Origin of the sequence: Oceanotoga sp. (assembly GCF_030445905.1) — a bacterium.
Classification (GTDB): domain Bacteria; phylum Thermotogota; class Thermotogae; order Petrotogales; family Petrotogaceae; genus Oceanotoga; species Oceanotoga teriensis.
Genome location: NZ_JASUSU010000004.1, coordinates 72,622 through 87,148, shown reverse-complemented (window position 1 = coordinate 87,148; position 14,527 = coordinate 72,622). Strand labels below are relative to the sequence as shown.

Sequence of the window (14,527 nt, the reverse complement as noted above, 5' to 3'; positions counted from 1 at the left end):
CTCTCCAAAACCTTATACTCAGTATAGGGTGAAAATATAAAATAAAGTTAAAAAGTGGGGATTATAATGGAAAATTATCTAACTATTGGAGAACTATCAAAGTTAACTTTTATAAATAGACAAACAATATTATATTATGAAAAATGTGGTCTCATAAAACCAAAATACAAACATGAAAATAATTATAGATACTATAGTTATAAAGATATGGAAAGAATAGAAGCAATATTAATATTGAGAAGACTTGATTTTTCAATAAAAGAAATAAAAGAATATTTTTTAAATGAAGATATGAAAACTTTAAAAGTAGCTTTAAAAAATAAAAAGAAAAAAATAAAAAAAGAAATATTAACACTTTTAAACAAAGAAAGCATAATAGATGAAATAATGGACAATATGGATATATTGAATGAAAAAAGAAATGAAATACATTTAGAAACTATAGAAGAAATAAATTATATAGAATTCCCAGCAGATTATAAAAATAATATAATAAATTACAATAAAATAAAGGAATTTAATCAAAAAATAGAATATGACAAAAACAGGTTAAAAATAAAAAGTATAATGTTTTTTGATTTAAATGATAAAAGTTATAAAGAAACTTATTTTGGATTTATTTTTGATAAAAATTATTTCATAATAAATAATATAGAATATAAAACAATAAATAAAAAAGAATATTTAACTTATTATTTTTTTGAAAATGAAGAAATAATAGGACAAAAAATAAAAGAAATATTAAAATATATAAAAGATAAAAAATATCAAATAATAGACATACCTTTTGTATTAGATACAACCAATCCTTTTTTAATAAATACTAATGATAGATACTTTGGAAAACTTTGCATACCAGTCAAAAAATTAACTTGACCTTATATCAAGTATATACTTTAAAATCTCAACGGAATAAGTTGAGGTGATAAAAAAATGAATTCAAAAGTTGATATGGGAAGAATGGATATAAAATATTTATTTTTTAAATTTGCAACACCAGCTGTTATATCTTCTATTATAATGTCATTATACACAATAATAGACGGTATATTCATTGGAAGGGGAGTTGGATCTGTAGGGCTTGCAGCAGTAAATCTTGCTATGCCTTTTATATTTTTTATATCTGCTTTTTCTATAATGGTTACAATAGGCGGTGGAACATTCATAGGAGTAAGTTTAGGTCAAAAAAACAAAGAAAATGCTAATAATGCTTTTTCTGTGTCATTTTTCATATTAGTTATTTTCTCCATTTTGATAACAATATTCACAAATTTATTTCTAAATAAAATAACCTTATTCTTAAAGGCAGATGAAATTACATTCGAACATCTAAAAAATTATTTAAAAATATTAAGTTATTTTTCATTTGCTTTTTCAATAACTTATTTGCTCGAATTAAGTATAAGAAGTCAAGGTTATCCGATATTTGCCATGATATTTACTTCTACTGGAGCAATATTCAATATATTTCTTGATTATATTTTAGTGATAAAATATAACCTTGGTACATATGGAGCAGCTTGGGCAACTGGAATATCACAATTCATACCATTCATAGTATTTTTTATATTCATAATATCAAAAAAATCAATAATAAAATTTAAAATTCCAAAATTTCAAAAAAATATGATAATAAAAATATTCTATAATGGTTCATCAGAATTTTTATCTCAAATTTCAGTTGGAATAACAACATTTTTATATAATTGGGTACTAATAAAAAATCTTGGAAATATAGGAGTTAGTGCCTACTCTATAATTTCTTATATAAGTGTATTTATAATATCCTTTATAATGGGAATATCTTCAGGAATAGCACCAATTATAAGTTATAATTATGGCGGTAAAAATATTAAAAGAATAAAAAAATTGATGAAATATGCTGTAATTACTGGTTTTATGATAGGAATAATCTCTTTAATAGTTGTATTACTATTTTCAGAACAAATAACAAAATTATTTATAACTAATAATGTAGAACTTCTAAAGATAACAAGTGAAGCAAATAAAGTATATTCAATAGGTTTTGTTCTTATGGGATTTAATATAATAGCCTCTTCTTTTTTTACGGCAATAACAGATGCAAAAACCTCAATATTAATATCTTCCTTGAGAACATTAATATTATTCATAATAAACTTGTTGATTCTTCCAATTATAATAGGATACTGGGGTTTATGGCTTGTTGTACCAATAACAGAAACTTTCACATTTTTTTATTCAACATATAAATATAAAAAATTCAAATTAAAATATGAAAATTAAATATAAAAAAAGAGCAATAATCATATGATACTTTCAAAGTAAACATATAATTAATGCTCTTTTATTTAATAGATATATTATTAATTTATTAAATAATACTCATAGATCTTTTTAAAGATTCATTGAAAAAATACCAATCATGATTTCCATCAAATTCATCATAAAAAAAATCAAAATTTAAAGACTTCATCTCATTAGCAAGTCTATTACAATCCTTAATTAAACCATCGCTTAATCCACATGAAATATAAATTTTTGGTTTCTCTTCAAAATCATTTATTTTATTCATCAAATCTAATATTTCATAACTTGAATTCCATAAAAGTTCTTCTCCAAAAATAGACTCAAAATCATTTACAATTCTTTCACCAAAAAATTCTCTAACCTTTTCTGGATTATTTCTTTGAAAATCAAGTCCTTCTTTTAGAAATAAACATGCTGGAGAAAATGAACAACATACGCCATATTTTTCTGGAAAAGTTAAAGCTGATTTTAAAGCACCATATCCTCCCATTGAATTACCAATAATTGAAGTATTCTCTCTACTGGTATTTATATTAAAAATATTTTTACATAAAGTTGGCAACTCTTCATTTACGTAAGTGAAATATTTAAGGCCGTATTTCATATCAGTATAAAAACTTCTCGAAGCATCGGGCATTATAAAAATAATATTATACTCTTCAGAAAAAATAGGAAGTTGTGTATAATCCAGCCAATCTCCACTACTACCACATAAGCCATGAAGTAAATAAGAAACTTTACATTTGCTAATATCTTTTGAATTATTTGGAATAACAACAGTTAAATTTGTTTCCATTTCAAAAATGCTTGAAAAAACTTTACCTCTAAATATCATTATTTCATCCCCTTTTATATTATTTAAATTGATTTGGGGAACTTTTTTTACATTTTAAACACCTCGATATTCAATAATTTGAAAATAATTATAATCTAATAATATTATAACTTATTATTTCTAAAATCATCAAGCCATTTGGTAAAAGCTTTTAAAAACATTTTTCTATTTTTTGAAATATCATCTGGTAATTTAGAAACAAGTTCTGCTTTTTTTTCAGCTCCAAAATTACCACATTCCCATATTTTATTAGTAGTTACAAAACACATTGGAATATCAGAATTTCCATCCCAACTTTCTTGGATTTTAAATCCAAGAGAAGACAACTTAGAATCTAAAGTTAAATCTACTTGAATCCATCTATTATTGTTCATAATCATTAAATAATTATGAAAGTCAATAATTTCATATTGATATAAGAAATCTTTAAGGGGCTCAGCAAATTCAATTATTTTATAAGAATCATTTTCAAACCAAGTCAAATCTTTCCATCTTTGAAGACAAATCATATCTTTAGTTTTTATACCTATATAATTAAAAAGATCTCTTGCTAGAAAATGCTTTCCAGAACAAGTACCCATATTATTTTTAAAAACATCATAGGGAGACCTTGAATTTATATTTCCATATGGTATATCTCTCACATTCTCAAAAATTTTTATTATTTTATTATTTATATTTAAATCATTAATATTCCAAAATTTAAAAATTTCTTTTATTTGCGGTTCTATTAGTGAATAGCTCATATATAAACCTCCAAAAAATATTTATTCCAATTTAGTTTATAATGTTTATTAAGTTAGTATTGATTATATATTTCATAATTTCCATCACCCAAAAATTTTAAAATGTTATTATCTCTTAATATTTGTAATTGTTGTCTTATCTTTGCTTTTATGTTTTTATTATTTGGGTGTTTTTTAGCTAATTCATTTTCAAATTTATATATATCTTGTAAATTAAATTTTTTATCAACTTTATTAATACAATTTAATATATCATATAGCCAACCTCTTGCGTTATAATTATCTTTTTTTATTATATTGATGTTTTGCCAATTATTCATTATTATCGTTTTTTCTAGAAATTCATAATTTTTTATATAATATACTTTTGATATAGAGGGTATATTTTTAATTAATATATTACTTCCTATCCATCCAGATCTTTTAGCAGTTTTTTTTAATTTATTTCTTTTTTCTATAATGTCTGATACGAAAAATTTTTTTGGAATTATAAAAATTTCTTCGATTATATAGTCTTTTTTATCATATAATAGAAAAATAAAATTTGGATTATTTAGACTGTTTATTCTTTCAATCATTTTTTTATAAGAACCAGAAGTTATTTTTTTGCCAAAACTTTTACCGCCTTTTGATTTTAATTCAAATTCTTCTTTACAATTTTTACAATAAAAATCAGCTACTGGTTTATTATTTTTAAATTTTTTTAAATTATTTCCACATTTGGGACAAAAAATATTTTTTTCTACCCAGTTTTCTGTAATTATTCTTATCTTTTGACTATTATTTTTATAATTATTTGCTAAGTTTATATTCAATTTATTTTCCATATAATACTCCGATCAAATATATTGATATTAATTAAAAAGTGATCCTCTGTTGAGAGAATCACATTATTTATGATTAGATTACATATATTATTTCATCATCTAAAATAATTATAACACAATTAAATAAAAAGTATTTATTTTTTTAAAACAACAAATTCAAAAGGTTTTAAATCAACAAAATTTTCAATATTTTTTTCATCTATCAAATTAACAAAATGTTTATCAGTATCATACTTTTTGACTTTATTAGAAATATTTAAAATAAATTTTATACTATTATTTCTTTCAAAAGATATAGTTTCATTATCAATATCTAATACTTTCATAGATACAAAAGGATCAAAGTCTATATTATTAGATCTGATAGATAATATTTTTTTCATTTTATGAAATATTTTATATCTTAGAGTTTTTGGGTTTTTTAAATCGATTATTAAATTTTCATAATGAAGTTTTTCTCTATTTATAGATCTATATTGACCAGTTTTTTTAACACCATCAAAAAAATTTTCAGATCCTAATAAAGAATGTATGTATATTCCAGGTACTCCAGGCATAAAACAAGCTATTGCATAAGCTGAAATGAATTTTCTTATACTTAAATCAAGATCATCATCTTTAAAAGCACTGAAAAGGTTTATATTTAATTCATAAGGAGATTTTGAACCGTCAGAATTCTTCTTATAAGAAACGAAACCATTATGTCTTATGATATCTTCGATTAAATTTTTTTTATCATTATCATCTATAATTCCTTCTAAAGGTCTTAATCCAATTCCATCATGTGAAGCAAGAAAATTAAAATAAGTTGCATACTTTGAAGGAGATTTAATAGACTTAAGCCATTTTAAAAAGACTCTACTATCTTGTTTAAAAAATGTATATAAAATGAGTGGTGGTAATGTAAAATTATATATCATATGAGCTTCATTATTACCATTACCAAAATATTTTATATTATCTTCATGTGGTACATTTGTTTCTGTTATTATTAATACATCTTTATAAGTCATTTCAAAAATTTTTCTTATTAATTTTATTATCAAATGAGTTTGATTAAGATGAATACACGTTGTATATTTTTCTTTCCATAAAAAACCAATTGCATCTAATCTTAATAATTTTGCACCTTTTTCAGCATAAAAAATCAATATATCTATTATTTCAAGTAATACTTCTGGATTTTTATAATTCAAATCTACTTGATCTTCACTAAAAGTAGTCCATATTTTTTTAATACCTTCCGATGTTTTAAATTCTGTTAATAAACTATGTGTTCTGGGTCTTACAACTTTTGAAAGTCCTTCATCATTTTCGCATTCTATAAAGTATTTTGAATATATCTTATTTCCATTAAGAAATTCTTGAAACCAATAATTTTCTTTAGATATGTGATTTATTACAGCATCAAACATTAATCTATAATTTTCTGATAAATATTTAATATCTTCCCATGAACCATTTTTTTCATTTATTTTTTTATAATCTATTACTGAAAATCCATCATCAGAAGAATAGGGAAAAAATGGAAGTATATGTATTGTATTAATAGAATTTCCAATAAATTCTTTTGAAAATTTGTTAAGTGTTTTCAAACAACTTTCATTTTTTGTATATATATTATCTGCGTAAGTTATTAATACTGAATCTTTATTTGAAATTTTATAAAAATTATTTCTTTTAGTTTTTATAGAATTTATTTTATTTTTTATTGAATTATATACATAATCAGAGTTATCTCCATAAATAGATAAAATAATATCTTTAATTTCTTTTAAAGTATTTGATTGCACAGGTTAACAACTCCTATTTATCAAATTTTTTTGTTTTTATAACTTTATTTATATTTTCAAAATGCTGTTTAAGATTTCTCTTTTTTAAAAGTACATTATATATAAGATCAAAAATAAACATTTCACCTATTCTAGTTTCTTTAAATTCATTTTCATTTGGTGCATCGGCAACAGTATAAAGTACTTTATCAGCAACAGAAGATAAAGGAGATCTTACACCAGAAGTAATTGCTATAGTATATGCACCAGCATTTTTTGCAACTTCTGTTGATTTAAAAACATCTCTTATAAATCCTGAATGACTAACTGCTATAACTGTATCTTTTGAACTTAAATTTGCTCCAACTATTACTTGCATGTGTGGATCTGAAAAGGCATTTGCTATATAACCTAAAGAATTTAATTTAAGTGATATATCAAGAGCTACTGGATATGAACGACCTACAGCAAATATAATTATTTTATTACTATTATCTATCCTATTTGCAATTTCTTCTATGAGATTTTTATCGAGATTTCTATTTATTGTATCTATTATTAAAGAAACTTTTGAATGATAACTCTCAAAAATATCTTTATCTTGGTTTACTTCCATACTTGGTGAACTCAATTCTTTTACAAGGTCAATTTTAAATTCTTGATAACCTTCATAGCCGATTTTTTTAACAAGCCTGTATATAGTGGTTTCACTAACTCCAGACCAATTTCCAAGTTCTGTAATACTATAATGTATAGCATCATCAGGTCTTTGAATTATATAATCAGCAGCTTTTTTTTCAGTTTTTGTTAAGGATTTATATATTCCTTTTATTTTGTTTATAACCATAAAGTCACCTTCTTAATTTTATCTATTCTTTGACTCCGCCAGCAGTTAAGCCACCAACAAGATATTTTTCCATAGTCATAAATAATATTATAACAGGTATAGAAGTCATTACAGATGCGGCCATCATTTTAGTCCATATTGCATGATCTGAATAAAATATTTCATTCAAACCTATAGGAAGCGTATAAAACTGTGGATAAGGTCTTATAAATATAGAGGCAAATAAATATTCATTCCAACCAATCATAAAAGCATATATAAAAACTGTTATTATAGCTGGCAATGAAAGAGGAATAATTATTTTTGTTATTATTCCTATTCTTGAACTTCCATCAATTATAGCGGCTTCTTCTATTGTTTCAGGTATTGTTCTAAAATAATTTCCTAACATATAAAGTGAAACAGGTAAAGTTTGTACAAGATATATTACAAAAAGAGAAACAAGTCCTTTATAACCATTTCCTGTCATTCCTATTTTAACAAATATTTGGTAAAGAGGCACAGCTAATATTGTTCCACCAAACAGATAAACAAGAAGTACTGATTTTTGAATAGTGCCTCTACCTGGGAACTTTATCCTACTAAAAGCATATGCCCCAAAGATAGAAATTATGACACTAATGAGTGAACTTAATCCTGCTATTAACAGACTATTAAGAAAAAATCTTAAAAATGGAAAAGACTCTTTTTTCCTTTGAGAATATATTTTATCTAATATGGGTTTTTGTTGTTCTTCTGGTAAATCTTTTACAAGATCAAGCAATTGTTTTTCTTCATTAGATAATTCATCTCTTATAGATTCTTTAAGTCCCAAAAGTTCCATATAAGCATTAATTGTTGGTCTTTTAGGAATTACTCCAGGATCAAATGCATCTGAATCATATCTGAAAGATACAGAAAGCATCCATATAAAAGGATAAACTACAAATATAACTAATGCAAATATAGCAAGATAAAATAAAATACTTTTTAAGATGGATTTTCTTTTTACCATTTTAACACCTTCTTGACATAAACGCCGATCAGACTCATCATAAATAAAAATAATAATGTAGCTATAGCGGCTGCTACACCTTGTTGGGGAATTCCAGTGAAGGCTTTTTCATAAATATATATAGGTAATGTATTGGCAAATTTTGACATAAGATAAACTTCATCAAATTTATAAAAATTCCATATACCTCTTAAAAGTGCCACAGAACCAATAACAAAATATAATTCAGGAAGTGTTATATGTAAAAATTTTTGCCATGAATTTGCACCATCAATTTCAGCAGCTTCATAATAATCGTCATTTATAGATTGAAGTTTTGAAAGTATCATAAGATAAATAAAAGGAAAATTTCTCCAAATATTAAATATAGATACAACAATAAATGAATTATTAGGATCATTTATTATATCCATTCCAGAACTAAATCCAAAAAGAGTAAGAAATTTTGTTAAAGGACCATCGATTGGTAAAAGAACATATTTCCAAGAAAAAACTATCGCAATTAATGGAGTTACATAAGGTAATAATAATAAAGATCTTACCAATGTGCGACCAAAAAATTTTTTATTCATCAAAAGAGCCACACCAAGTCCTAATAATATACTTCCAACAACAGTTATAAAAGTAAATAATAATGTAATTCCAAAAGATCTCCAAAACGTTATATCTTTAAGAATATTAATATAATTTGAAAATCCCACGAACTTATTATTTTCGCCTAAAGAAAGAGAAACATCAAAAAAACTAAGATATATATTATAAAATACAGGATAAAGTATTAAAAGAGAAATTAATATTACAGTTGGAGATACGAGCTTCCAACCAAAAATAGCTTCCTTTTTCTTTAGAGGGGAATAATTATCTAAAATTGCCATTTTTAACCTCCCAATCATTAAAAAATAAAAGGGGACAGCCCCTTTTATTTTATTTACCTAAAACTCTTTTTGCTTCAGTTTGAGCCCATGCTGCTGTCTGTTGAGGACTCCAATCATTTGCGAACATATAATTTATAGCCTTTCCTATAACAAAATTTGCATCGAGTTTACTCATATCAGTAAGAACTTTACCATCTATAAACTCAAATCTTTCAACTTCATTAAGAGCTGCAACTATTTCAGCCATCTTTTCTTTACCATATCTTTGAAGTATAGGATTATCTAAAAATTCATCGCTTCCAGCTATACTACTTCTCGTAGGATTCATTCCACCGGGAGCCATATGTAACCAGTAAACATAATTTTTTGGTGACATTAAAAATTTAATAAAATCTTCTGAATTCGATTTGTCTTTTGATGTATTCAAAATACCTATTCCTACCATTTGTCCATAAGAAGTAGGTCTAATATTAATCATTTTATTAGCAAAACCTGTATGTACCACAAGATCGGCATCAAATTTATCAATTCTTGATTTTTGAACTTCTTCAACAGCAATATCATCCATTATATAAGTTGAATAAAAAGTCATTGCAGTTTCTCCAGAAAGATACCCTTTTAATGCATCAAGAACATCTGTATAACCAGGTTTAGAATATTTACCTAATTCTTTATAAAATCTAAAAGATTCAATCATCTCTTTAGAATTAAAAAGAAGATTACCTTGAGCATCCATTGGTCTAGCTCCATTTGCAAGCGCTATTTCAGTAAATACTTGTTGTGTAAAAGCATTAGCTTTTTTAGGAATTATTATTCCATAAACACCCTTTGCAGGATCATTTAAAGCTTTTGCAGCAGTTAAAATGTTATGCCAACTATATGGATTACCTAAATCTCTTGGTTCAAACCAATCTTTCCTATACCATAAACCTTGTACCCAGGCATGAAAAGGTACTGCAAAAGAAGAACCATCAGCATCACTTAAAAGTTTTTTTGCGCCTGGATATATATCTCCAAAACTATCCACTATTTTTGTGTTCAAATCTTTATCCATGAAATTTTCAGAAGCAAGAAGAAGTAAAGGTTCAATACCAGCTTCTAAAATATCTGGAAGTGTACCAGAATTCTTTGCAACTGGAATTTGAGTCATAAGATCATTTTCTTCAATAGGAACTACATTAACTTTAATTCCAGTTTGAGCTTCATAAATAGTAGCTAAAGCCTTAATTCTTGTTTGCCTATTTGATTCTGTTTCTGTTGTCCAAAATGTTAATTCAGCCATTACAGAAATTGATAAAACAAAAATCATGATTAATAAATAAAATTTTTTCATCAGAAAAATCCCCCCTTTTCTTTTTTTTGTTGAAAAAATTATTTTTTTTTAATAAAAAACTGAATATTTTCTTCAAAATTATAAAATATAATTTTCTATAATCAAAACATAATTAAATTATGTTTCGACTAATTAATTAAAAATATACCTAAAAAATCATTAAAATCTTTCTTTTACTAACATATTCATAAATTAACATAAATACGATTTTAAAAGAAATAAAAAGTTAAATATAAATAATTGCTTTATTATAATTAAAAAAGCCAAAAATTCAATTTAAGAAAATTTATTTTTTATTTTATAATTAAAAAGAATATTTTCAACAAAGAGGTGATAAAATGAAAATAGGATTACTTCATTATAGAGTCGGAGAAACAGATGGAGTATCACTCGAAATGGAAAAATGGAAAGATGTTTTAACAAAAATGGGAAATGAAGTTTTTTTAATTGGAGGAGAAATTGGAACAAAAAATGCAATAAAAATCCCTTCATTATCTTATAGAAATGAAGAAAATATGATTTTAAAATCATGGATATTTGAAAAAAATGAAAAATCAGAAGAAGAAATTTTGAAAAAATTAAACGAACTCAAAGAAAAAATATATGAAGAACTTCATATTATTAAAAATTTTGATATATTAATTGTTAATAATCTTTTTTCACTTGCTCATAATATACCTGCAGCACTTGCTGTTTATGAATTTTCTAAAGAAAATAAAATAAAAGTTATAGGTCATCATCATGATTTTTATTGGGAAAGAGATTATTATGATAATATAAATAGTCAAAAAATAAAAAATATACTAATAAAATACTTTCCACCTAAAGAAATAAAACATGTAGTTATAAATTCAATTGCAAGAAATAATCTTTTAAGTAAAAAAAACATTGAATCTAAAATAATACCAAATGTATTTGATTTTTCAACAAAAGAATGGAAAAAAGATAAATATAATTCAAAAATATATAGTGAATTAAATATTGATGAAAAACATGATATAGTATTTTTACAGGCTACAAGAATTGTAAAAAGGAAAGGTATAGAAATGGCGATAGATGTACTTTCAAAACTTAATGATAAAATTCATAATTACAATAATAAAGAAACATATAATAAAAAAATAATAAATGATAAAAGTTCTATATATTTAATTTTACCTGGACTTAATGAAGAATCTGAATATTTTGAAAAATTAATAAAATATGCAAATCAAAAAAAAGTTAAACTCAAATTCTGTTCTAAAATATGTTCAGATAAAAGAGAAAAAAATAAATTTTCTTTATGGGATTTTTATGCTATATCTGATTTTATTACCTATCCAAGTTTGCTGGAAGGTTTTGGTAATCAATTTCTTGAAGCTGTTTTTGCAAAGAAGCCTATATTAATATATGAATATCCTGTTTATGAAAAAGATATATCAAAAATAAATTTTAATATAGTAAGTCTTGGTAATAATGCTTATATAAAGGATAGCTTATATACTGTTAGCGAAGAAAAATACGAAACTGCCGCTGAAAAAATATTAAAAATTATTTTTTCAGAAAATATAAATGAAATTTCAAACAATAATTTTAAATTGGGTAAGAAATATTATTCTTATTCAAGATTGGAAAAAGATCTTAGAAATTTAATAAATTAAACCTTGGAACTAAAATCAGTAAATGTAGTGATAATTAGTGTTTTAGCATATTGATGATTTCTGGAATCCTTTATTCATGACTCTCTCTAACAATAACAAGAATTGTATTTAAATACTTCAATCTTAAAAATCAAGATGGTTTTAGAAAATTAGCGTATCTATATAAAAAAGTTAATTCAAAGTTTGTTTTTGATGAGAATGATTTGGATGATTTTTTAAGTATATAATTTTTCACTTTAGGTAAAGCAACAGCTAACAATCTGCGTGGTCTAGTCATACCTACATAAGCTATTCTCATTAATTCTGAATCTAAGGAACCTTTGTTCAAAAAACTAGGCGTTAATGTTTTTTTAGACTTTGTATATATAACAATAGTGCCTCATAAGTTTCACCTTTGACACCGTGAACTGAGGAACGAGTATAAGTAGTATAATTTTTCTTTTCAAAAAATATTTTTATAGGTTTATTTTTAAAATCTTTAAATTTATTATCTCGACTTTTTATTTTCACAATATTATTAATTTCTTTATCCTTTTTAGGGACAAGTTGATAAATCTCTAGTTGCTTCTTTAGAATACCCTTAAACTGTTCAATCCAATCTCTAATAGGAGTATTTAAATTTGGACACTCAATTAAAATATCTATAATGCATTTTTTCCATTTATCATAAGGAGTCAGTTTATTAATAGCACTTATAATATATTCTGTATCTTTTATATTCCCAATAAGCATAGAATAAATGGCTTGTTCACATAGATTGAAAGTTTTCTTTCTTGAACCAAGATTCCATTCATACGCTGATTTTGCAAACATCTCTATTTTAGAACTTTTCCATAAACCCGTAATATCAGAATCTGAATGAATTCTATCTCTATAAAAAAAGTAGAAAAATAAAATATAGACTTTTTTATAATATTAAATGATATAAAAAATGAATATAACTTTGATTATACTAAAATGTTTTTATGTGTAAAAAATAAAAATATAAAAGATAAAATCAAAGAATACATAGATGAAAATAAATTATCAAAAATATTATTATATGGAAGAAAAAAAGCATCAAGAAAAAGTCAAATAATGTATAAAATAATGAATATTATAAGTATTAGGATAAAAATGAAGACGACAATAATTGGTTAAAACACTATTCAAAAGAAATATATAAAAAAAACCAATAAATTACAAATACTGTTAATAGGTGAATTAGATATAGATTATAAAACTATAATAAATTATGATGATTTCATTATATTGGATATAATAAAAGAAATAGTAAAATATTCTTATTATCCTCAATATGAACAAAAATATTATTCACTAACAGATTCATGTCATTGTGAATATATAATACATCAAAACAATGAAATAAAATATGGCCCATATATAGAATTTGAATTAAATAAAAAAATAAAACTCTTTGATTTTTTATCAAAGAGTTTTATTTTTTTACAATGAATTTATGAAATTTTTTTGGTATATTATCTAAATTATCTGTATCATCCTTATGTATAGCACATGTTCCTGCTTTTTTAGATGTTTCATAAAACCAAGTCTTATAATTCAACATATCTAGCATATCTTGAAATTCTTTTATTTTATTTTCTACAATATTACGCTGTGAACTTATAATATCTAATCTTTCATCAATTTTAGAATCACCTTCCATAGAATAATCTATAAAAACCTTAATATCTTTAATAGACATACCAGTTTTTTTCAAACACTCTATAATATTTAACCAAGGTAAATCTTCATCTTTAAACATTCTAATACCACCTTTTGAACGTTCTACAAAAGGTAATAAACCTTCTTTGTCATAATATCTTAACGTAGAAGCTGAAACTCCCATTTGTTTTGCAATTTCGCCTACTGTATAAATCATATTTTGCCTCCAAATAAAAAAAATACAAAAAACTGCTTGACTTAAAGTTGACTTTAAGTTGTATACTTTAAAAGAACTTGTATTATTTAGTCTATCATTAATTATTGTAAAAGTCAATTACTTTAATTATTCAAGGAAGGAGAATTGAAATGAAAAAACAAACAGCTGGCAGAGATGCTTTAGGAGAATTTGCACCAAAATTTGCACAATTAAACGATGATGTTTTATTTGGAGAAATTTGGTCACGCGAGGAAGAATTATCTTTAAAAGAACGTAGTATTATTACTGTTACCGCATTAATAACAAAAGGAATATTTGACAATTCATTAAAATATCATATTATGAATGCTAAAAATAATGGAGTAAGCAAAGAAGAAATGGTTGAAATATTAACTCATTTAGCTTTTTATGTAGGGTGGCCAAATGCTTGGGCTGGGTTTTCTTTAGCCAAAGAAGTTTATAAATAATATAAAAGGAGAGAAAAATA

16 protein-coding genes are annotated in these 14,527 nt (G+C 24.1%); 5 read left to right on the top strand and 11 right to left on the bottom strand.

Translation table 11 applies throughout. The features are described from left to right. Positions 1-66 precede the first annotated feature (66 nt). The gene (locus PWP28_RS02110) at positions 67-876 is read left to right on the top strand and encodes a MerR family transcriptional regulator (RefSeq protein WP_308644172.1); all 810 of its coding nucleotides are present in this window, start codon (positions 67-69) and stop codon (positions 874-876) included. Positions 877-933: 57 nt separating this feature from the next. Beyond that, positions 934-2,265, top strand: a complete 1,332-nt coding sequence (locus PWP28_RS02105; protein ID WP_109604558.1) for an MATE family efflux transporter — start codon at positions 934-936, stop codon at positions 2,263-2,265. Positions 2,266-2,353: 88 nt separating this feature from the next. Here the strand turns inward: PWP28_RS02105 and PWP28_RS02100 are convergent, their stop codons facing one another. From PWP28_RS02100 to PWP28_RS02065, 8 genes are all read right to left on the bottom strand, one after another. Then, positions 2,354-3,124: an alpha/beta hydrolase family protein gene (locus tag PWP28_RS02100; RefSeq protein ID WP_264150252.1), complete on the bottom strand. Its 771-nt coding sequence runs from the start codon at positions 3,122-3,124 to the stop codon at positions 2,354-2,356. A 104-nt stretch (positions 3,125-3,228) separates the two neighbouring features. Then, complete coding sequence (locus PWP28_RS02095; protein WP_308644171.1) at positions 3,229-3,870, bottom strand: hypothetical protein; 642 nt, start codon at positions 3,868-3,870, stop codon at positions 3,229-3,231. Positions 3,871-3,923: 53 nt separating this feature from the next. Then, on the bottom strand, positions 3,924-4,697 hold the full coding sequence (locus tag PWP28_RS02090; protein ID WP_308644170.1) for a DpnI domain-containing protein: 774 nt from the start codon (positions 4,695-4,697) through the stop codon (positions 3,924-3,926). A 134-nt stretch (positions 4,698-4,831) separates the two neighbouring features. Continuing rightward, positions 4,832-6,490 (bottom strand): sugar phosphorylase, encoded by a 1,659-nt coding sequence (locus tag PWP28_RS02085; RefSeq protein ID WP_308644169.1) that lies wholly within the window; start codon positions 6,488-6,490, stop codon positions 4,832-4,834. 13 nt (positions 6,491-6,503) lie between these two features. Continuing rightward, positions 6,504-7,316 (bottom strand): MurR/RpiR family transcriptional regulator, encoded by an 813-nt coding sequence (locus PWP28_RS02080; protein ID WP_308644168.1) that lies wholly within the window; start codon positions 7,314-7,316, stop codon positions 6,504-6,506. A 22-nt stretch (positions 7,317-7,338) separates the two neighbouring features. Further along, the gene (locus tag PWP28_RS02075; RefSeq protein WP_109604563.1) at positions 7,339-8,310 is read right to left on the bottom strand and encodes a carbohydrate ABC transporter permease; all 972 of its coding nucleotides are present in this window, start codon (positions 8,308-8,310) and stop codon (positions 7,339-7,341) included. Beyond that, a complete protein-coding gene (locus PWP28_RS02070) occupies positions 8,304-9,185 on the bottom strand; it encodes a sugar ABC transporter permease (protein WP_308644167.1) in 882 nt (293 codons plus the stop codon). The genes PWP28_RS02075 and PWP28_RS02070 overlap by 7 nt, the downstream gene beginning before the upstream one ends. A gap of 49 nt (positions 9,186-9,234) precedes the next feature. Continuing rightward, a complete protein-coding gene (locus PWP28_RS02065; RefSeq protein ID WP_308644166.1) occupies positions 9,235-10,518 on the bottom strand; it encodes an extracellular solute-binding protein in 1,284 nt (427 codons plus the stop codon). 338 nt (positions 10,519-10,856) lie between these two features. Between PWP28_RS02065 and PWP28_RS02060 the strand changes: the two genes are divergently transcribed. After that, the gene (locus tag PWP28_RS02060) at positions 10,857-12,158 is read left to right on the top strand and encodes a glycosyltransferase family 4 protein (protein WP_109604566.1); all 1,302 of its coding nucleotides are present in this window, start codon (positions 10,857-10,859) and stop codon (positions 12,156-12,158) included. Between the two features lie 130 nt (positions 12,159-12,288). Here the strand turns inward: PWP28_RS02060 and PWP28_RS02055 are convergent, their stop codons facing one another. After that, on the bottom strand, positions 12,289-12,435 hold the full coding sequence (locus PWP28_RS02055) for a hypothetical protein (RefSeq protein WP_308644165.1): 147 nt from the start codon (positions 12,433-12,435) through the stop codon (positions 12,289-12,291). A 62-nt stretch (positions 12,436-12,497) separates the two neighbouring features. Beyond that, the gene (locus PWP28_RS02050; protein WP_308644164.1) at positions 12,498-12,971 is read right to left on the bottom strand and encodes a hypothetical protein; all 474 of its coding nucleotides are present in this window, start codon (positions 12,969-12,971) and stop codon (positions 12,498-12,500) included. 144 nt (positions 12,972-13,115) lie between these two features. Here PWP28_RS02050 and PWP28_RS02045 point away from each other — a divergent pair, with 144 nt between their 5' ends. Next, positions 13,116-13,298 (top strand): hypothetical protein, encoded by a 183-nt coding sequence (locus PWP28_RS02045; protein ID WP_305082113.1) that lies wholly within the window; start codon positions 13,116-13,118, stop codon positions 13,296-13,298. A gap of 298 nt (positions 13,299-13,596) precedes the next feature. Here PWP28_RS02045 and PWP28_RS02040 read toward each other — a convergent pair whose 3' ends face one another. Then, on the bottom strand, positions 13,597-14,040 hold the full coding sequence (locus PWP28_RS02040) for a MerR family transcriptional regulator (protein WP_308644163.1): 444 nt from the start codon (positions 14,038-14,040) through the stop codon (positions 13,597-13,599). Between the two features lie 149 nt (positions 14,041-14,189). On the opposite strand from PWP28_RS02040, the gene PWP28_RS02035 reads away from it, so the two are divergent. Beyond that, positions 14,190-14,507, top strand: coding sequence for a carboxymuconolactone decarboxylase family protein (locus tag PWP28_RS02035; RefSeq protein ID WP_109604570.1), 318 nt, complete (start codon positions 14,190-14,192; stop codon positions 14,505-14,507). Positions 14,508-14,527 lie beyond the last annotated feature (20 nt).

Bases quoted from the DNA above. Each gene is read 5' to 3' on its own strand.
- PWP28_RS02110 (WP_308644172.1), top strand. From the start codon at position 67: ATGGAAAATTATCTAACTATTGGAGAACTATCAAAGTTAACTTTTATA.
- PWP28_RS02105 (WP_109604558.1), top strand. From the start codon at position 934: ATGAATTCAAAAGTTGATATGGGAAGAATGGATATAAAATATTTATTT.
- PWP28_RS02100 (WP_264150252.1), bottom strand. From the start codon at position 3,124: ATGATATTTAGAGGTAAAGTTTTTTCAAGCATTTTTGAAATGGAAACA.
- PWP28_RS02095 (WP_308644171.1), bottom strand. From the start codon at position 3,870: ATGAGCTATTCACTAATAGAACCGCAAATAAAAGAAATTTTTAAATTT.
- PWP28_RS02090 (WP_308644170.1), bottom strand. From the start codon at position 4,697: ATGGAAAATAAATTGAATATAAACTTAGCAAATAATTATAAAAATAAT.
- PWP28_RS02080 (WP_308644168.1), bottom strand. From the start codon at position 7,316: ATGGTTATAAACAAAATAAAAGGAATATATAAATCCTTAACAAAAACT.
- PWP28_RS02075 (WP_109604563.1), bottom strand. From the start codon at position 8,310: ATGGTAAAAAGAAAATCCATCTTAAAAAGTATTTTATTTTATCTTGCT.
- PWP28_RS02070 (WP_308644167.1), bottom strand. From the start codon at position 9,185: ATGGCAATTTTAGATAATTATTCCCCTCTAAAGAAAAAGGAAGCTATT.
- PWP28_RS02065 (WP_308644166.1), bottom strand. From the start codon at position 10,518: ATGAAAAAATTTTATTTATTAATCATGATTTTTGTTTTATCAATTTCT.
- PWP28_RS02060 (WP_109604566.1), top strand. From the start codon at position 10,857: ATGAAAATAGGATTACTTCATTATAGAGTCGGAGAAACAGATGGAGTA.
- PWP28_RS02055 (WP_308644165.1), bottom strand. From the start codon at position 12,435: ATGACTAGACCACGCAGATTGTTAGCTGTTGCTTTACCTAAAGTGAAA.
- PWP28_RS02050 (WP_308644164.1), bottom strand. From the start codon at position 12,971: ATGTTTGCAAAATCAGCGTATGAATGGAATCTTGGTTCAAGAAAGAAA.
- PWP28_RS02045 (WP_305082113.1), top strand. From the start codon at position 13,116: ATGTTTTTATGTGTAAAAAATAAAAATATAAAAGATAAAATCAAAGAA.
- PWP28_RS02040 (WP_308644163.1), bottom strand. From the start codon at position 14,040: ATGATTTATACAGTAGGCGAAATTGCAAAACAAATGGGAGTTTCAGCT.
- PWP28_RS02035 (WP_109604570.1), top strand. From the start codon at position 14,190: ATGAAAAAACAAACAGCTGGCAGAGATGCTTTAGGAGAATTTGCACCA.